The 19,683-nt window shown below is 60.2% G+C and carries 17 protein-coding genes and 2 pseudogenes; 5 read left to right on the plus strand and 14 right to left on the minus strand.

What is annotated here, in order from left to right:
- Position 1: 1 nt before the first annotated feature.
- The 4 genes from ACK83U_RS12065 to ACK83U_RS12080 all read right to left on the minus strand — a co-directional run bounded on the left by ACK83U_RS12065 (position 2) and on the right by ACK83U_RS12080 (position 3,907).
- Positions 2-637, minus strand: a complete 636-nt coding sequence (locus tag ACK83U_RS12065; protein WP_112609555.1) for a LysE family translocator — start codon at positions 635-637, stop codon at positions 2-4.
- A gap of 335 nt (positions 638-972) precedes the next feature.
- Entirely contained in the window at positions 973-1,854 is an 882-nt protein-coding gene (locus ACK83U_RS12070) for an NAD(P)-dependent oxidoreductase (protein WP_112609557.1), read from the minus strand.
- Between the two features lie 125 nt (positions 1,855-1,979).
- Positions 1,980-3,419 carry a pyruvate kinase gene (gene pyk, locus ACK83U_RS12075; RefSeq protein ID WP_015341054.1) on the minus strand — a complete coding sequence of 480 codons (1,440 nt, stop codon included), beginning with the start codon at positions 3,417-3,419 and terminating at the stop codon, positions 1,980-1,982.
- Positions 3,419-3,907 (minus strand): DUF1036 domain-containing protein, encoded by a 489-nt coding sequence (locus tag ACK83U_RS12080; RefSeq protein WP_069613236.1) that lies wholly within the window; start codon positions 3,905-3,907, stop codon positions 3,419-3,421. The genes pyk and ACK83U_RS12080 overlap by 1 nt, the downstream gene beginning before the upstream one ends.
- A gap of 204 nt (positions 3,908-4,111) precedes the next feature.
- On the opposite strand from ACK83U_RS12080, the gene ACK83U_RS12085 reads away from it, so the two are divergent.
- The 3 genes from ACK83U_RS12085 (at position 4,112) to ACK83U_RS12095 (ending at position 5,663) form a co-directional block, all read left to right on the plus strand.
- A complete protein-coding gene (locus tag ACK83U_RS12085) occupies positions 4,112-4,906 on the plus strand; it encodes an N-formylglutamate amidohydrolase (protein WP_112335104.1) in 795 nt (264 codons plus the stop codon).
- Positions 4,907-4,933: 27 nt separating this feature from the next.
- Positions 4,934-5,239, plus strand: coding sequence for a DUF1244 domain-containing protein (locus ACK83U_RS12090; RefSeq protein WP_112335105.1), 306 nt, complete (start codon positions 4,934-4,936; stop codon positions 5,237-5,239).
- Between the two features lie 172 nt (positions 5,240-5,411).
- A complete protein-coding gene (locus tag ACK83U_RS12095) occupies positions 5,412-5,663 on the plus strand; it encodes a DUF2312 domain-containing protein (RefSeq protein ID WP_015341059.1) in 252 nt (83 codons plus the stop codon).
- Between the two features lie 68 nt (positions 5,664-5,731).
- On the opposite strand, the gene ACK83U_RS12100 is transcribed toward ACK83U_RS12095, so the two are convergent.
- The 4 genes from ACK83U_RS12100 to ACK83U_RS12115 form a co-directional block, all read right to left on the minus strand.
- A complete protein-coding gene (locus ACK83U_RS12100; RefSeq protein WP_412474599.1) occupies positions 5,732-6,784 on the minus strand; it encodes an NAD(P)H-dependent flavin oxidoreductase in 1,053 nt (350 codons plus the stop codon).
- Between the two features lie 97 nt (positions 6,785-6,881).
- The gene (locus ACK83U_RS12105) at positions 6,882-7,805 is read right to left on the minus strand and encodes an NAD(P)-dependent oxidoreductase (RefSeq protein ID WP_412474600.1); all 924 of its coding nucleotides are present in this window, start codon (positions 7,803-7,805) and stop codon (positions 6,882-6,884) included.
- 203 nt (positions 7,806-8,008) lie between these two features.
- Positions 8,009-9,106: a branched-chain amino acid aminotransferase gene (locus ACK83U_RS12110; RefSeq protein ID WP_112415301.1), complete on the minus strand. Its 1,098-nt coding sequence runs from the start codon at positions 9,104-9,106 to the stop codon at positions 8,009-8,011.
- Positions 9,107-9,297: 191 nt separating this feature from the next.
- Complete coding sequence (locus ACK83U_RS12115) at positions 9,298-10,560, minus strand: NAD(P)/FAD-dependent oxidoreductase (RefSeq protein WP_112609563.1); 1,263 nt, start codon at positions 10,558-10,560, stop codon at positions 9,298-9,300.
- A 347-nt stretch (positions 10,561-10,907) separates the two neighbouring features.
- Here ACK83U_RS12115 and ACK83U_RS12120 point away from each other — a divergent pair, with 347 nt between their 5' ends.
- Positions 10,908-11,102 carry a hypothetical protein gene (locus ACK83U_RS12120; RefSeq protein WP_112335110.1) on the plus strand — a complete coding sequence of 65 codons (195 nt, stop codon included), beginning with the start codon at positions 10,908-10,910 and terminating at the stop codon, positions 11,100-11,102.
- A gap of 124 nt (positions 11,103-11,226) precedes the next feature.
- Here the strand turns inward: ACK83U_RS12120 and ACK83U_RS12125 are convergent, their stop codons facing one another.
- The 6 genes and pseudogenes from ACK83U_RS12125 to ACK83U_RS12150 all read right to left on the minus strand — a co-directional run.
- Entirely contained in the window at positions 11,227-11,928 is a 702-nt protein-coding gene (locus tag ACK83U_RS12125) for a polysaccharide deacetylase family protein (RefSeq protein WP_112609565.1), read from the minus strand.
- A gap of 11 nt (positions 11,929-11,939) precedes the next feature.
- Entirely contained in the window at positions 11,940-12,617 is a 678-nt protein-coding gene (locus tag ACK83U_RS12130; RefSeq protein ID WP_246698878.1) for a glycosyltransferase family 25 protein, read from the minus strand.
- 289 nt (positions 12,618-12,906) lie between these two features.
- Positions 12,907-13,524, minus strand: coding sequence for a hypothetical protein (locus ACK83U_RS12135; protein ID WP_112609569.1), 618 nt, complete (start codon positions 13,522-13,524; stop codon positions 12,907-12,909).
- Positions 13,525-13,803: 279 nt separating this feature from the next.
- Entirely contained in the window at positions 13,804-15,756 is a 1,953-nt protein-coding gene (locus tag ACK83U_RS12140; RefSeq protein ID WP_112609571.1) for a DUF882 domain-containing protein, read from the minus strand.
- A 175-nt stretch (positions 15,757-15,931) separates the two neighbouring features.
- Positions 15,932-16,144, minus strand: a pseudogene (locus tag ACK83U_RS12145) (helix-turn-helix domain-containing protein); the annotation flags it as partial.
- Positions 16,145-16,260: 116 nt separating this feature from the next.
- Positions 16,261-17,512: pseudogene (locus ACK83U_RS12150) on the minus strand (sigma-54-dependent transcriptional regulator); the annotation flags it as partial.
- Between the two features lie 220 nt (positions 17,513-17,732).
- Here ACK83U_RS12150 and ACK83U_RS12155 point away from each other — a divergent pair.
- Complete coding sequence (locus ACK83U_RS12155; protein WP_112609575.1) at positions 17,733-19,577, plus strand: M3 family oligoendopeptidase; 1,845 nt, start codon at positions 17,733-17,735, stop codon at positions 19,575-19,577.
- Positions 19,578-19,683 lie beyond the last annotated feature (106 nt).

A 19,683-nucleotide genomic window follows, 5' to 3' on the forward strand; every position in this document is an offset into this window, starting at 1 on the left:
CCTAGTTCACGGTGCGGCGATAGAGCGCCAGCGATCCGGCAAGAGCCAGCAGCGCGCCGCCACAGGCGCGCTCAAGCCATTTCGCCCCCTCCGACTTCAGGACGCGGACGGCCTGAGAGCCGAACACCGCATAGCCTAGCATGATCATGAAATCGAGCGCAGCGAAGATCGCGCCGAGCACGATATATTGCTGCATCTGCGGCGCCGAAGGGTCGATGAACTGCGGCAGGAACGCCGAGAAGAAGAGATAACCCTTTGGATTGGTGACGGCGACCATGAAACTCTTCAGGCCAATGGAAAAGGCGGTTCCCCTCGACTGGCTCGCGCTCGCCTGCAAGGCACCATCGATACTTCCCTTGGAGCGCAGCATCATGATGCCGAGAAAGGCGAGATAGGCCGCACCCACCCATTTCAGAGCCGAAAACCAGAATTCGGAGGCAGCCAGCAAGGCGCCGAGGCCGATGGCGACGGCGCTGATTAGCACCGCGTCGGAAAGAACGGCTCCCACCATGCCGGGCAAGGCGCGCCTGATGCCGAAGCGCGAACCATTGGTCAGCGCCAGAAGCACAGTCGGCCCCGGCGTCGCGATACCGATGAAGGAAACAGTGGCGAAGGCGAGCAGCGTGGTCAGATGCATGGGAGTCTCTCCTCTGGAAGAGGGGAAAGTTGCATGTGGTGCCGTGCTTAGCAAGAGGGCGTAAGAGAGGCTTCGGTATGCCGAACCTCTGGCAGCCCCCTTCTGTCTCTATCGGGAAATCTCCCCCACAAGGGGGGAGATTGGTAACTCGTGGTCCCGGCGCACCTCAAGCGAATATTGGAGGTGCAGAAACCACAGTTCACCGGTTTGAAAGGAACGGGCGACAACTCCCAACGACCTCCCCCCTTGTGGGGGAGATGTCATGGAAGTGACAGAGGAGGGCACGCACCCACCACAAACTCGATCAGCTGTGGGTAAATCTTCCAACCCTCGAACTACCCCACCAAACCCGCATCTTTCGCCGCCAGCGCGCCAATCGCCGACCAGTCCAGTTCCTCTCCGCCATGCGCCAGCAGGTTGAGGAACCGATCACGCAGCAGGCTGGCCAACGGCAGCGGCACGTTCAGCGCCTCACCGGCGGCCAAAGCCAGCCGAATATCCTTCTGGCCGAGCGGAGCAGTGAAACCCGCCGGCTGGAACTTGCGGTCCGCAATTAGTCCGCCATACGTCTTGTAGACAGGCGCGTTGAACAGCGTCGAGGTCAAGAGATCGAGATAGGCATGCCGGTCGACGCCACCCTTTTCGACCAAAGCCATGGCCTCGCCCAGCGACTCGATGACCGAAGCGATGAGGAAATTGCCGCTGAGCTTGACGAGATTGGCCGCCTTCGGCTCCTCGCCAAGGACGAAGGTGCGCTGACCGATGGCCTCGAAAAGCGGCGTGACCGTTTGAATCGCATCAGGCGCACCCGCAGTGGCAACGAAGAGCTTTGCCGCAGCCGCCGCTTCCGGGCGGCCGAAGACGGGCGCTGCCACGAAGTGCTGACCTGCCGCGGCATGTTCCCTCGTCAGCCTTTCCGACATGGCGACGCTGATCGTGCTGGCGGAAATATGAACTGCACCCTTGCCAAGGCTTGCCAGAACGCCACCATCGCCATGGACGACCGCCGACAGCGCATCGTCATGCGCGAGCATGGTGAAGACAGCCTCGCCGCCGCACGCTTCCGCCACGGTCGCCGCAACCTTGGCGCCCTCGCCGGCCAGAGCCTCGGCCTTGTCGCGTGAGCGATTGTAGACGGTCACTTCATGCCCGGCCTTGATGAGATTGATGGCCATGGCGCTGCCCATCTGGCCCAATCCGATAAATCCGACTTTCATTGACATATCTCCTTCTTCATCCGCCTGCCTGGGATTGCAGGCGCTTCGGCTTCAAGAAAAAACCCGCCGTCTTTCGACAGCGGGTTTCGGATGTTTGAGGTGCTGCCGCAATCGGATGTCGGCAATCACACGCCCGACTGGCCGTCCGAACCGATATAGGCAATGCGCAACATGTTAGTGGCGCCCGGCGTGCCGAGCGGCACACCGGCCGAAATGATGATGCGGTCGCCCGGCTTGCCGAAGCCTTCTTCGGCGACGATACGGCAGGCATTGTTGACCATGTCGTCGAGGTCGGTCGCATCGTGCGTGACGACACAATGCATACCCCAGACGACGGACAGGCGGCGTGCCGTCTGGATGATCGGCGACAGCGCCAGGATCGGAACCTGCGGACGCTCGCGCGAGGCGCGCAGGCCGGTGGTGCCGGAGGACGTGTAGCAGACGATGGCGGCAAGCTTCAGCGTCTCGGCGATCTGGCGGGCAGCGAGCGAGATCGCGTCGGCGCCAGTTGCTTCGGGTAGAGCGCGCTGAGCATAGATGATGCCCGGATAATGTGGCTCGCGCTCGATGGTGCCGGCAATCGACGCCATCATGGAAACGGCTTCGACCGGATAGTCGCCGGACGCGGATTCTGCAGAGAGCATAACGGCATCGGCGCCTTCGAAGACGGCGGTCGCGACGTCGGAAACTTCGGCGCGGGTTGGGACCGGCGCGGAGATCATCGATTCCAGCATCTGCGTGGCGACGACCACCGGCTTGCCGGAGCGGCGGCAGGCGCGGATCAGCTGCTTCTGGATACCCGGAACGGCTTCCAGCGGCATTTCAACGCCAAGGTCGCCACGAGCCACCATCAGTGCGTCGGAAAGCTCGATGATTTCCTCGATGCGCTCGACAGCCTGCGGCTTCTCGATCTTCGACATCAGCCCAACGCGGCCGTGCGAGATCTTGCGAACTTCCGTCAGGTCTTCCGGGCGCTGGATGAAGGAGAGCGCGACCCAGTCGACTTCATTGGTGGCGAGAACGGCGTCGAGATCGGCGCGGTCCTTGTCGGTCAGCGCGCCGACGCCGAGCAGCGTATCGGGCAGGCTGACGCCCTTGCGGTCGGAAATCTTGGTGCCCGAAATGACAGTCGTGACGATGCTCTTGCCGTCGCACTTTTCGGCACGCAGTGCCAGCTTGCCATCATCGATCAGTAGGCGGTGGCCGGGCTGAACCGATTCCAGGATTTCCGGATGCGGCAGGTAGACACGCGTGTTGTCGCCGGGGATATCCTGATTGTCGAGCGTGAAAGTTTGACCCGGCTTGAGATCGACCTTGGTGTCCGCAAACTTGCCAACGCGCAGCTTGGGACCCTGCAAGTCAGCGAGAATGCCGATCGGCCGACCACAGCGAGCTTCAACGGCGCGAATGCGCTGGATCAGCGTACGCATCACATCATGGCTGGCGTGGCTCATGTTGATGCGGAACAGGTCCGCGCCGGCCTCGTGAAGCTTCTGGATCATTTCCTCCGAAGAGGAGGCCGGACCGAGCGTTGCGAGGATTTTGACTTTTCGGTTTCGTCTCATCAATTCTGGCTTTCTTGGCTGCCCGAGGGCTCGGAAAGCTGAACCATCCAGCTCGCCTGGCGCCCGGTGTCGTATTCCTTGAATCCCATCTTCTGATAGCCACGCGCGTAGCAATCCTTGACGCCTGGGATTTTGAATTCATTTTCCGCCACGCACATTTCGACGTCACCCGTCCAGCGGCCGCCGCGGGCCGCATCTTCTGCGTAGAGATAATAATAGCGGGATTGAAGCGGCCCCTCGATCAAAGTCGCGCAGGTATTGGCCGGAATTTGCCACCAACCCTCCGTCACCCAGCCGTCCTTAGCGCGATAGCCGATCGCAACGCCGACAAGGTTCTGCGTGCCGTTGCATGTTCGGAAATCGGCATGAGCCGCATTCGGCATGAAGAAGAACGGCGCTGCCGCGGCGAGAATGAGGAAGGCGATTCGGGCGAGCGGGCCTGACCGCTTAACGAAACGTGGCGCGACTTGGCTGGACACGGCTTCCAATTGGCTCCCGGTTATTCGTTGTTGCGTCTTCTTGCGCCGCCATCCCATGAATGTCAACGCAACTCTAATCGATTATATTTTCTTCACGGGATGGTGGCGGCACCATTCACCGCCCCTCATCCGACCGAAGCTGCAAACCTTGCACCTTCCATCCGCACATGCAATCAAACAAAGAGTTGAAAATTTCAATAATCGACAATCCGCATGACTGATTTCAGACCGTTTGAATTTATACCCGGCAATCGTGACAAAGGCATGGTCATTCTCGGCGACCACGCCATGCGGCGCCTGCCCGAGCGTTATGGCAGCCTCGGCCTGCCGGAGACCGCCTTCTCCCGCCACATCGCCTACGACATCGGCATCGAAGGCCTCTGCCGTCATCTCTGCGCGCGGCTGGACGTGCCGGGCGTGCTTGGCGGCTTTTCCCGTCTGCTGATCGATCCGAACCGCGGCGAAGACGATCCGACGCTCATCATGAAAATATCGGATGGCGCGATCATCCCGGGCAATCATCCAATCACGGATGAAGAATGGAACTACCGTATAGAAGCCTTCCATCGGCCCTATCATGAAGCGGTCGACGAAACGATCTCCGCCGTGGCCGCGGCAACGGGCAAGGCACCCCTGGTTTTCTCGATGCACTCCTTCACGCCGGCTTGGAAAGGTGTGCCGCGTCCCTGGCATGCAAGCGTACTCTGGGACAGCGACGATCGTGCCGTCGTGCCGCTCCTTGCAAAGCTCGGCGCCGATACCGATCTCGTTATCGGAGACAATGAACCGTACGACGGTGCGCTGCGCAACGACACCATGTTCCGCCATTGCATGATGAAGGGCATTGCGCATGCGCTGCTGGAGGTCCGGCAGGATCTGATCGGCGACGAGGCCGGCATTGTAGAATGGGCCGATCGCCTGGCGCCGATCTTCGCGGAGATCAATGCCGATCCGTCGCTCCATGAATATAGGCGATACCCTTCGCGCACCGGCCCCTATGAGGCGTGAACCGGCAAGCGAATTGAGGAGAAAGAGATGACCACGCTCACCAAGGAACAAGAGACCGAGCTTGAGGCCGCTGCCTTCCGCCGCCTCGTTGCGCATTTGCGCGAACGCAGCGACGTTCAGAACATCGACCTGATGAACCTCGCGGGCTTCTGCCGCAACTGCCTCTCGAACTGGTATCGCGAAGCGGCCGAAGAGGCGGGCCTGCCAGTCAGCAAGGACGAGTCGCGCGAAGTGATCTATGGCATGCCCTACGAGGATTGGAAAAACCTGCACCAGAAAGAAGCCTCGCCTGTGCAAAAAGCCGCTTTCGAGCAAAACAAGCCGAAAGATTAACGCTCCCTTCACCAATTCGGCTTGACCTTGCGCGCCATTCGCGGCACGTCAACTGCCCGATCGAATTCGAAATCCCGCGCAAGCCCTGAAGCGATGTGCCCCTATCGGTGACCGACCGATCTCATCTGCGACGGGCTGCAAGCGACCCTTTGAGACCCTTTAGGAGAAGTGCATGGAAGAGAACAGCGTCGAGAACGTGGCTGCGGCGGAACTGCGTCAATTCATCGAGCGCATCGAGCGCCTCGAAGAAGAAAAGGCCGCGATTGGGTCCGACATCAAGGATGTCATGGGTGAAGCCAAGGGCCGCGGCTACGACACCAAGGCGATCCGCACCATCATTCGCCTTCGCAAGAAGGACGCGAACGAACGCCTGGAAGAAGAATCCATCCTGCAGACCTACATGGCCGCACTCGGCATGGAATAATCGGGGCTCCCCTCAGCCTTGTGAGATGATCAGGAGCCGGCAAGCCGGCTCCTTTCTTTTTGAGCGCATCACTCTGCGAAAAGACGACCGATCAATTCGGCAGCACTTCCCTGCCAGAGCTCACCCTTGCCGGTTCCCGACCATAAAGACAGGAAATCCGGCGATCCCTTCGCCGTCGACGCAGCGCGTATGTCCCGCGTAAACTTGTTTTGCGCCGGAAAGGGAAGAATGGCATCAGGCTTTCCATCCATCTCATCCATGAAGCGGTTTTCGATGCCGCGTGCGAAGCGGCCCGAAAAGGCGCGCGTCGTCCGCGTGCGGCGCTCCGGCGTTTCGAGCAGCTTTTTGCGGTAAGGCGCCGATGTTCCGGCCTCTGCGCAGGCAAGAAAGGCCGTGCCCATCTGCACGGCCTGCGCGCCCGCCTGCAGCGCCGCGCGGATATCGCTGGGGGCCATGATGCCGCCGGCTGCGATCAGCGGCAAACGAACGGTGCCGAGGCATTGCATCAGAAGATCGCCCATGCCGATTTCCGGATCCACTGCCCGCGCATCGAAAATGCCGCGATGACCGCCCGCTTCGAAACCCTGCAGCACGATCGCATCGACGCCGCTCTCTTCCAACGCCCTCGCCTCGTCGAATGTCGTCGCCGTGCCGATCAGCGGAATACCAGCCTTCTTCGCTTGCCGTACATAGACGGCCGGCAACAAGCCGAAGACGAAACTGAAACAAGCCGGCTTGATACGCAAAACCGCTTCAAACTGCGCATCGAAATCCTCTTCATAGGGAGGCACAAGCTGCGGTGAAGGCAGCTCCAACTCCCGGCGATATCGTGCGGTCGCCGCAGCCGCGCGCTCGACCCGATCAGTGGCAACTTCCGGGATTGAGTGCGGAATGAAGAGATTGATCGAAAACGGACTGTCGGTCCGTTGACGCACCTGAGCTGCAAAGGCTTCGATGGCCGCGGCGTTTAGATAGGCGCCGCCCATGGCGCCGAGCGAGCCTGCGGCAGAAGCCGCCGCCACCAGCTCCACCGACGAAGGACCGCCCGCCATCGGCGCGACGATCAATGGATGCTTCAAACCAAGTTGTTGAAAAAGATTGCTGTCCATAGGGGCAGACATGTCCGGCGTCCTTTCAGAAATGTCTGTTTAGGTCTCCATGCAACATAGGCGCCGCAAGACGGCTTCCCAAGCGTGAGCTTGAGGAAATTTAGGTCCATCAGCCCCGCCTGAGCGCTTCGGTGCGGGCCTCGATGGCCGCAACCACCGACACCATGTCGAGCCGGCCGTTGCCGAGTTCGACGCTCTCGCCATAAAGAGTACGGCAGACATCAAGGACCGGCGATGCCATGCCGACGGCACGAGCCGCATCGGCAATCAGTTTCGTGCTGTTGAACGCATCGGCTGTCGCCGCTTGCACTGAAAAATCCCGCGCAACAAGCTTCGGAATTTTTACGCGCGTCAGATCGCTGGCCATCGGGCCGGAATCGATCGCAGCCTGAAAAGTTTCGAGATCGAGGCCGTTCCGCTCGGCGAAATGCGAGGCTTCGGCGAGACCCGCCAGCATCGTGCAAAGGTAGAGGTTGACGGTCAGCTTCATCAGCAGCGCATTGCCGACCGGACCGCACAGGATCGTTTCGCGGCACATAGGCGCAAGCAGCGGCCGCACCTCGACAACCGTGTCCGCATCGCCGCCGAGCAGCGCGACCAGCTGCGCTGTCTCGGCAGGCTTCCGCGAGCCCGAAACCGGGGCTTCGACATAGCGTCCACCGGCTGCGAGAATATCGGTGGCAAGCCCGCGCGAATAGTCGGGCGGATTGGAGCCCATCGACACGACGATATGGCCGGCAACCAGCTTGGCGAAGTCCGGTGTCCCGCGCCGCAGCACCTCGTCCAGCACAGTTTCGTTGACTAGCATCAGGATGACGATGCGCGTGCGTTCGAACACCTCTTCTACACTTACGGCGACCGTCGCACCCGCCTCGCGCAACGGATCGACCGCTGCCGGCGATCTGTTCCACACGACAAGCTTAGTGCCTGCCTTTGCGAGATTGAGGGCCATCGGCTGGCCCATGACGCCGAGACCGACAAAGCCAATTTCCTCGCCCGGCGCGGCGCCAGGACGCTCGCTGACGTTGCTCATCATAACAACTCCGATGGTTCGGGTGACCATGCGAACTCTGGAGCAATTCCAGGAAAAGTGCGCAGCGGTTTTCCGTCCGGAATTGCGTGAAACAAAGAGATCGAGCGGTTCAGATATTTCACGAAAAGCTGAACCGCTCTTGAGTCAGAAGCCGGCGGGAGAGCTCACATGCCTTCTCCCGCCGAATATCGGTCATTCTTCGCTTAGAACAGGCGATCCAGCCACTCGTTCTTGTCGGGCGCGCGGCCGAACTGAATATCGGTCAGCGCTGCCTTCAGGCGCTGCGTCGTAGCACCGGCATTGCCGTCGCCGATGGTGAAGCTGTGCTTGCGACCCTTCACCTTACCGATCGGCGTCACGACAGCTGCCGTGCCGCAGGCGAAGGATTCGCGCAGGCGCCCGCTCTCGGCATCCGCCTGCCACTGCTCGATCGAATAGGGCTCCTCGCGCACTGTCAGGCCCATGTCGCGCCCAAGCTTGATCAGCGAATCGCGGGTAATGCCCGGCAGAATCGTGCCGGTGAGCGGCGGCGTCTGCAGCGATCCGTCATCGAAGACGAAGAAGACGTTCATGCCGCCAAGCTCCTCGATCCAGCGCTTTTCGACGGCATCGAGGAAGACGACCTGATCGCAGCCTTCGCGCTGGCCCTCAGCCAATGCGGCAAGACTTGCGGCGTAGTTGCCGCCACACTTGGCCGCACCCGTGCCGCCGGGCGCGGCGCGGGTGAAATTCTCGGAGACCCAGAGCGTGACGGCCGATCCGCCGCCCTTGAAAAAGGAGGCGACGGGGGAGGCAATGACGCAATAGATATATTCTGCCGACGGCTTTGTGCCGAGAGCGACTTCGGTGCCGATCAGGAACGGCCGGAGATAGAGCGATGCCCCCTCCGCGGTCGGGATCCATTCGCGCTCGATCTTGACCAGCTCGCGTACGGACTCGACAAAAAGCTCTTCCGGCAAGCGCGGCATCGCCAGCCGTTCGGCCGAATTCTGGAAACGGCGCGCATTGGCGCTCGGGCGGAAAAGGGCGGCCCCGCCATCCGGCAGGTGATAGGCCTTCATGCCTTCGAAGATTTCCTGGGCATAATGAAGCACCACGGTTGCCGGATCGAGAGCAAGCGCCTTGCGCGGCTCGATCTTGGCGCTGTGCCAACCACGATCCTGCGAGTAGCGGATCGTTACCATGTGATCGGTGAAGATGCGGCCGAAGCCCGGGTTCTGCAACAGCGCTTCCCGCTCGCTCGCCGTCGCGGGATTGGGATTTTTCTGGATGTCGAAGGTTAATGTTTCGCCGGTGCTCATGGCTCCTCCAATGCTTCTTTTGCTGCGGCTTTCGCCGCCCATCTCCCGAAGGATGGTGTAAATCAAATCGGGTGGTATTTGATTGCGTTTACGCCTGTTCTCACGCAAGTTTAAGAGCGATTTGCATAAAATTACGAGGCGAATCGCTATTTCTCGCCTGGAAGCTGGCTATCGATCTCATGAGGCTTCCATTAGAGCGTTTTCGCAACGGCTTCGGCGGCGGCAACGCCGGTTTCATAAGCGCCGTGCGCGGTAGAATAACGCGTCTTCGAGCAGGCTTCTCCGGCGAAGAACAAACGCTCGTTGTGAGGAGCGGCAAGGACGCTGCGTAGGTCGGAAGCACCGGGCGTCGCATAGGAATAAGAACCACCGAAGAAAGGCTCTCCCGCCCAGGCTGACGCAGCCAGCGGCGACAGCGTCTTGCCGACATCGGCACCGAAGACGCGCTTTAACTGCTCCACCGAAAAATCAAACATCGCATCGACGCCCTGGCGCTCCAGATCGAGCGCGAGGTCGGCAGCGAAATAGGCCTCGATGACCGGCGCACCGAATGGCTTCAGCTGATAGGCACCCGTCCGGCGGCTATGCTGCGATCCCGTCACATGCGTATCCTTCGGAAACATCGCCGGCTCGGCAACATGAAGGAAAAGCTTGTTTGCCAGGCCGAGCGGCAGGCGGGACGCCGCCTCGATCTTTTCCGGCAAAGGCGGCCAGAAGGCGATGCGTTCGGCCGCAAGCACATTGGTTGAAACTGTGACGATGACAGCCTTCGCCCGCAGCTCACCCTTGGCTGTCGAAAGCACGATATGGCCGGCGCCGCTGTGGTCGATGCGGCGGACCTCGGCGCCGACAACGGTCGGCACCGGCAAGCCGTAGGTAGCGACCAAGGTACCGTAGCCTTGCAGCACACGCCAGTCGGGACCGGGGCCGGGATCGTAGCGGCCAAGATCGATCACCGAGGACTTGCCGAGCTCTCCACCGGTCATGAAGGCGCCAACGGCGTAAATTCTTTCATTCCACGGATCATCAGGAGACAACATGATCGAGAGATCGGCGTCTGCATCGCCCTCATACTCATAGACCCGCCCGAAGAAGTCGTTGACGGCGGCGGCCGCGGCTTTTGCATCGGAATCGTTCCGTTCCAACCGATGGCCGCCATCGCTCCAGGGCGCAGGCGTGCGATCGACGGTCAGGCCTACTTCCTCGGCAATATCAGTCCAGGCATTGGTGCGCGCGCCATGCAGCCAGCCGCAGCCAAGATCGAGCGCGGCGGCGTCGGTGCCGAACGGATGGATTGAGCGGGCGCGGCCGCCGACGCGATCGGAGGCCTCGAGCAAGAGGATCGAGAGATCCGGCCGAAGCAATTGCAGTTTCCGCGCCGCAGCTACGCCGGCTGCGCCGGCACCAATCACGGCAACGTCGACCTCGCCGCCTCTCCAGGATTCGATGGGCATTCCAATTCCCCTTCGCGCAAGCACCGGAGCGTGACCGAGCCTCGCGACTTGGTGATGTAAGGCTCGCCAATCCGCCGGCGCGGGCCCTATCAATCATCTGTAGCCGACCTCGGCGCGGCCTGTAAACGGTCACAATGGTGGGCATACCAAATTGCCGCATTGAGCCCAAATGACGAATGTCGTACGTGCTTCATCGAGGCAGATAATGATGAAGATCGTGCGGAAACCGACCTTCACAACAACACTTTCGACCGCGACGCGTAATATTGGAGGCGCTTGTGCCAACACAGCTCAATAAGACGGCAGCCGGACGTCGGGCTTCTTTCAAGTCGCGTCAGGAAACACCGATGTTCACGAAGGAGTGGTCCATCCCCGCGATCCTCACCGTCTTCCTGCTCGGCATCTGCGGTCTGATCGCCTATTTCACCTGGACCCTCCTGCCGCCAGCGGCGACAGCACAGAACCATGTCGGTGGAGCTGCCATACTCAGCGACAGCAGTGCTCATCCGACGGCCTATTCCGCGCCCCAAAAACAGAAGTAGCAGGCGCAGCGGCCGATAAGGCAGAAATGAAGACTAAGATGCGTGGGCGCCGTACTTTCTGCCGCCGGCCATAAGACCGACGGCAGTTACAGCTTTACAGTAGCACCCTGATTACAGAGACTCGTTATCCGAGGGCACATTTCTTGACGAAATGCAGCCAGCTGTCGTTGCGCCGGATAGTGGCGCGCGGCAAGCCGAAGGGATCGTCGCTTGATCGCGCCCGACCGCGGCGTGTCGTCGTTGCGGCGCTGTAACCGGCTTCATAGGCAAGCACGCGGTCGAGCGGCGTTTCGTCGCCATAGGGAAAACAGAAGGACGAAATCCCCTCATCCAGTAAATCTTCGAGCAGCTCGCGCGACTGCGTGATCTGACGGCGTGCCTCTTCCATGGGCAATTGCGGCAGGCGAACATGATCGAGCGTATGCGATCCCACCTCATGCCCCAGACTGTGCCAGCGCTTCAGCTGCTCGACAGACATGCAAGGCGCCTGCGCCACGCCAAGGGGAGCATCCCAGACATTGCTGCCGCCGATCTGGTTTGCCACGACGAAATTCGTGGCGGTGAAGCCGAACTCCTCCAGCACGGGCAAGGCATTCTCATAAACATTGGCATAGCTGTCATCGAAGGTGATGGCGGCGACTTTGCCGGTCTTCTCGCCGCGGATGTAAGGCATTGCCTCGCGCAGCGATACACCCTGAATTCCAAGCCTTTTCAGCCATTCCATCTGACGATGGAAAGCCTCTGGGTGGACGACCATGCTTCTAAACGGCGCCTTGCGCGACGGCGGCACCGCAATCTGATGATATGCGAGGATCGGAACGGCCACGATGGATGATCTCAGATGATGCGGCGCGAGCGAAGCGCGATCTTTGCACGATAGAGTGGCCGCAACACCTCTCTGGAGAGCGTTTCCGTCAATGTCTTGCGGCTTTTGATCGTGCTGCCGCCGAGCTCGGGAGAGATTTCACGCACACCACCGGGCAAGACCGAAAGCGGCGACACGCGGGTAAACCAGCTCATCTGCACGGTGGTATCGACGGGCCTGTCGAAGACGGCGGTCGCCTCCAGCAGGCGGATGGCAGCATCGCGACTGACAAGCTGTGCCACCATGCCAAGCCCAATCCGCGTCGGCTGAATGACATTGGTCGCTCCCTGGGACAGAACACATTTGCCATGCTCCTTGCCCATGCGAAACGGGAAGCGAATAAACGAACCTGGCTTCAGGCAGGCCTTGGCGGCGGCAAAAGCGGCATGGAACGCATCGTCGATCTCGACGTCGTCTTCGAAGACAAGGCCGGCATCGATGCCCTGCTCGACGATGGCGGCCCAAGCCTTACGGTGCGACAGAAAGCAGGCGATCTCGCCCGTGCTCATGGCAAACGGATAATACGGCTTTTGCAGCCGGGGACGATAAACGCTGTCGATCTCGGCGAAACTCAGAGCGCGGCCATCGACTGCCTCAATGACCTCACTCTGCACCGGAAGCTTTGCAACAAGCCTTTCAACCTGGGGCATGCGATCGCGGGCGCGAGCGAGATGGATGATGAAGCCACGAATGACAGGTTGGCCGGGCGTGTCCAGAACGGTACCGACCGAATTGGAGGCAGGAGCGAACTCGAATCCCGTGTGAGATCTTTCGAGCGGCATCGCCGAAGACGGGTTGAATTCGTGGGCTTGCATGAATGAATACCTCGAGGTCATATTTCGCGAGGCTCTAGCAACCCTGAATGAAAGCGAGCTTAGGCAAACCTGAGGCCAAACTGAAAATGGTTGTTTTCAACTGGTCTGAACAACTGAAGGAAGGCTAAACGAGCATGCTGATGCGGCCGCTGGCCATTTTGTCTTCAACCCAGCGGCGCTCGTCCAGCCAGGCATGGCGTTTCCACCCTTCCCAGCTGAAACCGCACAGCTTCACCTCCCATTCGTCGGCAGGCAATCGTGACAGCACATATCGGATGCCGAAGAAGCCGGTGCTCGGAAAGAGCTGGTGCATGCGGCATTGGCTCACGCCGAGTTCCTCGCAGCCCTCGATGTAAAATTGCGGCGGCATGATGCGGATTTCCTTGCCGGCCGCGCCGACCAATTCGATCGTCCGCATCGTCCAATCGCTTCTCCTGCCTTTGAGGCGCGAGAGAAGGTTGGGCTTGGGGTGATATTTGCGGATGATATCGGGATGATAGGCCAGCACGACCTCTTTGGCCGCCGTGAAAGTCGGGCTTGTCAGAAAGGCCGGGTCCGTTAATCGGCGCTGCATCGGCTTGCTGGAAGCTGCAAGCATGAGAATATCCGTGCGTGAGCCGCTCATCCCGATCGAGGCTTTCGGCTCGTTGAAGCGCATTGCGAATTCAGCATTATCCACGACCTCGGAAAGGTCGCGATGCAGCTTGCCATTGCCGATGATGATTGCCGTCTTGCGGGTCAAATATGAGTATCCATCAGGTCTGAAATCGCCGACCTAACGAAGCCAAATGAAGCCAAACTGAAGACGGATGAGGGGAAGGATGCATAAAAGCTGACACGAACCTGAAAGCCGTCGCGATGTCACCCGCAAGCAACAGCAGCGCCCCAGGACCACGCGTCAGCTCAGATTTGTGTGGGGCTTGAGAGTGCAAGAAACCGATTGCGAACGCAAAGAGGTGACATCTTGCCGAATCAAAAAGGAGCCCAAACGGGCTCCCGAAACAATGACGGTTTGTCTGGTCTATTCGACCGAATTAAATTTCTTAACCTGAAGGAAATTCACTGCGCTTCCGCTGAAGCGTTCGGGATCGATCGACGCGGTCTGTACCTTGAAGCCATCCGTGTAAACGGCAGTCGGCTGGGCACGAAGCGTCGGGCTCACGAAGCGCGGAGCCTTGACCGGGCGGTTCACGATCTCGACCCGAGCCTTTGCGATCGCCCATTGCGAGATCATCTTATCCGTCAGCGTCGGCGCAGTTGTCACAGTTGCACGGCCAGAATCGGCCACGACCGCATCCTGCTTGTTCGGCCGGCCGCCCTTGGTCGCAATGCCAGCGGCAATCGGGCGTTCCTGCGGCGTTGTCGGCTCGAAACCGTCGTTAAAGCGACGGCTGCTGGCCTTCACCTCATTGCGAACCGGCGCGAGTGCGGCCACCTGCATCGGCATTTGCTGGGTCGGTCTCTGCTGCGGCAGGACGGAGGCAATTGCCTGCGCTGCATCGTTACCGGCAGCCAGACCATTGTCTGCCGCGGGCAGCTGATCCTTAGACGCGACGTTGTTCGACGGTTGGGTCATCGCAACCGCATTGTTGCCATCCGATCCATCCGGACGGCTCTGCTCCAGAGCGGCAATGACCGAAGGCGAAAGTGCGCCTGCATCGGCTTGGTCGTCGGCAGCCTCCTGATCCGCATCGGCTGATGCCAGCAGGCTTTCGGCCAATTCCGGACGCTGCGCCGGCACCGGAACGGCAGCCAGCTGGCCTTTCATGTCAGCCTCGGCCGATGCCACTTCGGCATCGCCGGGTGAGCGGCGGTCAAGCAAGGACGGCACCGGCACATGATAGGAGCGAAGATCGGCATATTGCGGCTGATCTCCCGTATCCGGCATGGCGGCGGCAAGCGCATCCTGAGCAGCGTTGCGAGACGGCGAAACGAGAGCGGAAGCAACATCGCTGCCGGCAGGCTGACTACCGAATGCCGGGCGAACCTGCGGAACGGGCGCGTTTACGCTGGCGACCTGAACCTGGGCAGGAGCCGGAGCAGCGCCATCGTCACCATCATCGCTGGCGGCTGGAGCGGGCTGGCCTTTGCGAACAGCCGAAGCAACAGCCACCGGTGCTGCCGCCGTGCCGGTATCCGCGTTATCCTCTTCCTCATCCGCACCACCGCCCCCGAACAGACGGGCAAAGAAGCCGCGGCGCGACGAAGAGGAGCTGGCGATCTGGATATCGTCGGACGACATGCGGCGCTTGTAATCGGCGACTGCCTGCTGGTAACCCGGCAGCGGCCGGCCATCGGCCGGAATATGCATCGTCTTGCCATCCGGGAAGAGGCGGACGAGATCCTGGCGATCCATGCGCGGCCATGCACGCACGCCGCCGACGTCCATATGGACGAAAGGCGAACCCGAAGTCGGATAATAGCCGACACCGCCCACCTGTAGCTTCATGCCGATTTCGCGCAGCTTGGAAAGCTTGACGTCCGGAAGATAGAAATCCATCGCGTTGCCGAGCATGTGCTGGCTCTTCTTGGCAACGCCGGTGTGGGCCGAACGCGTGCGCAGCATCTCGTTGGTGCCAGGCGAACGGAACCCGCAGATCACATAGATGAATTCGTGCGAACCGCTTTCGCGGTAGGCCTCCCAGATCAGATCAAACAGGCGCGGGTTCATCTTGGTGGGCTGATTCTTGCGCCAATCGCGCAGGATGCGGTTCAGCTTTTCCAGGCCGTCCGGATCGAACTTGCCGTTGCGTTTGTAGGTAATGACGGCCTTTTCGCCGGTGTGGACATAATAGATCTTCAGGCTGCGGGTTTCACCACCAGCCTGCGAGGGAGTACCGACGAAAACAGGAGTAGAAACGGCCAAAGCAAGGAGGCCAACGGCTGCTACCTTGGCCACCTTGCTAAATAGGTTAGAGCACGCAGAATGCCAGCTCAAGCTATTAGGCTTGGTATTTGCACTCAAATTCGGCAATTCGATCCCCGTCCGACAGACAATGTCGCATCGTGTTCCAAATGGCTGTCAATTGCGGTGACACGATGGCAAAAATGCCACACATGGTCGCCCCCTTCATACATGGTGAACGATGCACTAACAAGTGCTTTACGACGGGTAACAAAATATGCTTGCCTAAACGTTAAGCTTTTTCTCATGCCGCGCTTTTTTGCGGATCATCCGGGTCGATGCCATAGTCTTTCAACTTACGGTAGAGAGTTGAGCGCCCGATACCGAGCTTTCTCGCCACCTGACTCATCTGCCCGCGATAGAATTTAAGGGCGAATCGGATCAATTCTTCCTCTACATCCGCCAGTTTTCTTACGTCGCCCAAGGTGTTCGTGCTGACGATGACGTTGTCGGAAGCACCGGCCGAGGCATCGGCGGAAGCAAGCGGAGGAGTTGCAGGCGATGCCTGCGCAACCCCGTAAGGGATCCGCTCGCTTCTTTCGGCCGCCAGAAGTCCAGCCGACGAGGCATGCGAATTATCCACAACCAAAGTCGGATGCTCGACGGCGAAATAACCCGGCAGCTGCGCGGCGATCTGCGGAAAATCCGTATCGAGCAATTCCGGTCCTTCGGACAGAACGACTGCGCGGAAGATCGCGTTTTCGAGCTGGCGGATATTGCCCGGCCAGTCATAGGCCGTCAGCAAGGCCAGAGCATCGTTGCTGATACCAAGCGGGCGATCGAGCTTCTGCTCCAGCGCAAACCGGTCGGCGAAAGCGCGCGCCAGATGCGGGATGTCCTCCTTGCGGCGGCGCAGGGCCGGCATCGTAATCGGGAAGACATTGAGGCGATAGTAGAGATCCTCGCGGAATCGCCCTGCCTTGACCTCTTCGATCAGATCCTTGTTGGTGGCCGAGATCAGCCGGACATTGACCTTCTGCGCGACACGCGCGCCGACGGTTTCGATTTCGCCCTGCTGCACGGCGCGCAAAAGCTTCACCTGGACTTCCAGCGGCAGATCGCCGATTTCGTCGAGGAACAGCGTGCCGCCATCGGCTTCCATGAATTTGCCGACATGGCGTTCGGTCGCACCCGTGAATGCGCCCTTCTCGTGTCCGAAAAGGATGCTTTCGACGAGATTGTGTGGGATCGCACCGCAATTGACGATCACGAACGGCTTACCGGCACGATCGCTGGCGGCCTGGATGGCGCGAGCCACCAATTCCTTGCCGACGCCCGATTCGCCTTCCAGCACCACCGGGATACTCGATTGCGCCGCCCGATGGGCGAGATCGATCACGCGCATCATCGCCGGACTTGCCGAGACGATGTCGTCGAAGGAGATGCTGCTCGAGCGCGACTTGCGCCCGGCGCGGGCCTTCGCCTCGCGCTGGTCGAGCTTCAAGGCGTTGGCGATCGACGCAGCGATGCGCTCCGGCGACACAGGCTTGACGACGAAATCGAAGGCGCCGGCGCGCATGGCCTGCACCACGGTATCGATGCCGCCCTGCCCGGTCTGCACGATGACGGGCAGGTCGATGCCCATATCGTTCAGAGCGCCCAGGAACTCGATGCCGTTCATTTCCGGCATCATGAGATCGAGCACGATCACATTAATCTGATCGTGGCCACGCTTCAGGAACTCCAGGCCGAGACGGCCATTTTCTGCCAAATGGGCAACGTGTCCGTGCCGCTCGATGGCATTCTTCAGCAGACGACGTTGAATCGGATCATCCTCAACAACGAGAATCTGCGCGCCTCCCTTGGCGCTATTGTAAACGGTCATTGGTGCCTCACTTCATGCGAAACCTGACGCGGACATTCGCAGAAAGGCTTGAACATGAAGTTTTGCCAAACCATCGCATTTTAATCATTATGACGAATATAAAATCGCTTATGAATCAACGGCCGGCGCTGGAAAATCAGGCCTTGCGGTGGCCTTTCCAGCCCACTAGACACGAATGGATCGGACGATCCGAAAGATAAAAGCAGAGGAAATTTCGCCCATGAGCCCGACCTCGCTCCGCCACTCTCTTAACTTCTCCGCAAGCTCGGCCGCCGGCCAGGCGCTTGGCGAGCTGCCCGCCTGGAAGCTCAGCGATCTCTATCCGTCCGCGACCTCGCCGGAATTTCTTGGAGACATCGAAAAGGCCCGCAAGCTGGCCATTGCCTTCGAGGAAAAGTGGAAAGGCAAGCTGACCGAAGCCGCCGCCAAATCGGGGGATGCCGGCATCGGCGCCGCCATCAAGGAGTATGAGGCGCTTGACGATATCATGGGCCGCCTCGGCTCCTATGCCGGGCTCACCTATTTCACGAACACCATCGATCCGGCCAACGGCAAGCTCTATGGCGACGTCCAGGCAAAGCTGACGGACTACGCCGCGCACCTGCTGTTCTTTCCGCTGGAATTGAACCGCATCGACGACGCAGTCATGGATGCCTGCATGGCGAACGACGCCACCGCCGGTCACTACCGCCCGTGGATCGTCGATCTGCGCAAGGACAAGCCGCATCAGCTCGACGACAAGCTCGAACAGTTGTTCCTGGAAAAGTCGATGACGAGCGCTGCCGCCTTCAACCGACTGTTCGACGAGACGATGGCAGAACTGCGCTTCGAGATCGACGGCGAGAAGCAGCCGTTGGAAGTGGCCTTGAACATGCTGCAGGAGCAGGACCCCGAAGTGCGTCGCAAGGCGGCCATGGCGCTTGCCGAAACCTTCAAGGCGAACCTGCGCACCTTCACGCTGATCACCAATACGCTCGCCAAGGATAAGGAAATTTCCGACCGTTGGCGCGGCTTCGAGGATATTGCCGATAGCAGGCATCTCGCCAACCGCGTCGAGCGCGAGGTCGTCGATGCCTTGGCAGCCGCCGTGCGCGACGCCTATCCGCGCCTGTCGCATCGTTATTACAAGATGAAAGCCAAATGGCTCGGCATGGAGCAGATGAATTTCTGGGATCGTAACGCGCCGCTGCCGGAAACGCCAAATGCACTGATCCCCTGGACCGATGCGAAGGACACGGTTCTTTCGGCCTACGGCAATTTCGCGCCTGAAATGGCTGCGATCGCCAAGCGCTTTTTCGATGAGGAATGGATCGACGCGCCGGTACGTCCCGGCAAGGCGCCCGGTGCGTTCGCGCATCCGACCGTCCCGTCAGCCCATCCCTATGTCCTCGTCAATTACATGGGCAAGCCGCGCGATGTCATGACGCTGGCGCATGAGCTCGGCCACGGCGTGCATCAGGTGCTGGCCGGCGGCCAGGGGGCGCTGATGTGCCAGACGCCGCTGACATTGGCGGAAACCGCATCCGTCTTCGGCGAGATGCTGACCTTCCGCGCGCTCCTCGACAAGACTACCGACAAGCGCGAACGCAAGGCCATGCTCGCCCAGAAGGTCGAGGACATGATCAATACGGTCGTGCGCCAGATCGCCTTCTACGAATTCGAGCGCAAGGTGCATACCGCCCGCAAGAATGGCGAACTGACATCGGACAATATCGGCGAGCTGTGGCTCTCCGTACAGGAAGAGAGCCTAGGCCCGGCGATCAAGATCTCCGAGGGCTATGAGACCTATTGGGTCTATATCCCCCATTTCATCCACTCGCCCTTCTACGTCTATGCCTATGCCTTCGGTGATTGCCTGGTAAACTCGCTCTATGCCGTCTACCAAAACGCCGAAAGGGGTTTCCAGGAGAAATATTTCGAGCTCCTGAAGGCCGGGGGCACCAAGCACCATTCCGAACTTTTGAAGCCTTTCGGCCTCGACGCGACCGATCCGTCGTTCTGGAGCAAGGGCCTGTCGATGATCGAAGGGCTGATCGACGAGCTGGAAGCGTTAGATAAGAACTGAAATCCCGTCTGCTCGCAGGAGCAGGTCAGGCATGTCTGCCATTGCCGCAACCTCGCGCATGGCCCCTCACCCTAGCCCTCTCCCCGCCTATGCGGGGAGAGGGAGC

The organism is Rhizobium sp. WW22, from assembly GCF_047041135.1.
In the GTDB taxonomy this organism is placed as follows: domain Bacteria; phylum Pseudomonadota; class Alphaproteobacteria; order Rhizobiales; family Rhizobiaceae; genus Rhizobium.

Bases quoted from the DNA above. Each gene is read 5' to 3' on its own strand.
- ACK83U_RS12065 (WP_112609555.1), bottom strand. From the start codon at position 637: ATGCATCTGACCACGCTGCTCGCCTTCGCCACTGTTTCCTTCATCGGT.
- ACK83U_RS12070 (WP_112609557.1), bottom strand. From the start codon at position 1,854: ATGAAAGTCGGATTTATCGGATTGGGCCAGATGGGCAGCGCCATGGCC.
- pyk (WP_015341054.1), bottom strand. From the start codon at position 3,419: ATGAGACGAAACCGAAAAGTCAAAATCCTCGCAACGCTCGGTCCGGCC.
- ACK83U_RS12085 (WP_112335104.1), top strand. From the start codon at position 4,112: ATGACTGATTTCAGACCGTTTGAATTTATACCCGGCAATCGTGACAAA.
- ACK83U_RS12090 (WP_112335105.1), top strand. From the start codon at position 4,934: ATGACCACGCTCACCAAGGAACAAGAGACCGAGCTTGAGGCCGCTGCC.
- ACK83U_RS12095 (WP_015341059.1), top strand. From the start codon at position 5,412: ATGGAAGAGAACAGCGTCGAGAACGTGGCTGCGGCGGAACTGCGTCAA.
- ACK83U_RS12100 (WP_412474599.1), bottom strand. From the start codon at position 6,784: ATGTCTGCCCCTATGGACAGCAATCTTTTTCAACAACTTGGTTTGAAG.
- ACK83U_RS12105 (WP_412474600.1), bottom strand. From the start codon at position 7,805: ATGAGCAACGTCAGCGAGCGTCCTGGCGCCGCGCCGGGCGAGGAAATT.
- ACK83U_RS12110 (WP_112415301.1), bottom strand. From the start codon at position 9,106: ATGAGCACCGGCGAAACATTAACCTTCGACATCCAGAAAAATCCCAAT.
- ACK83U_RS12115 (WP_112609563.1), bottom strand. From the start codon at position 10,560: ATGCCCATCGAATCCTGGAGAGGCGGCGAGGTCGACGTTGCCGTGATT.
- ACK83U_RS12120 (WP_112335110.1), top strand. From the start codon at position 10,908: ATGTTCACGAAGGAGTGGTCCATCCCCGCGATCCTCACCGTCTTCCTG.
- ACK83U_RS12130 (WP_246698878.1), bottom strand. From the start codon at position 12,617: ATGCCCCAGGTTGAAAGGCTTGTTGCAAAGCTTCCGGTGCAGAGTGAG.
- ACK83U_RS12155 (WP_112609575.1), top strand. From the start codon at position 17,733: ATGAGCCCGACCTCGCTCCGCCACTCTCTTAACTTCTCCGCAAGCTCG.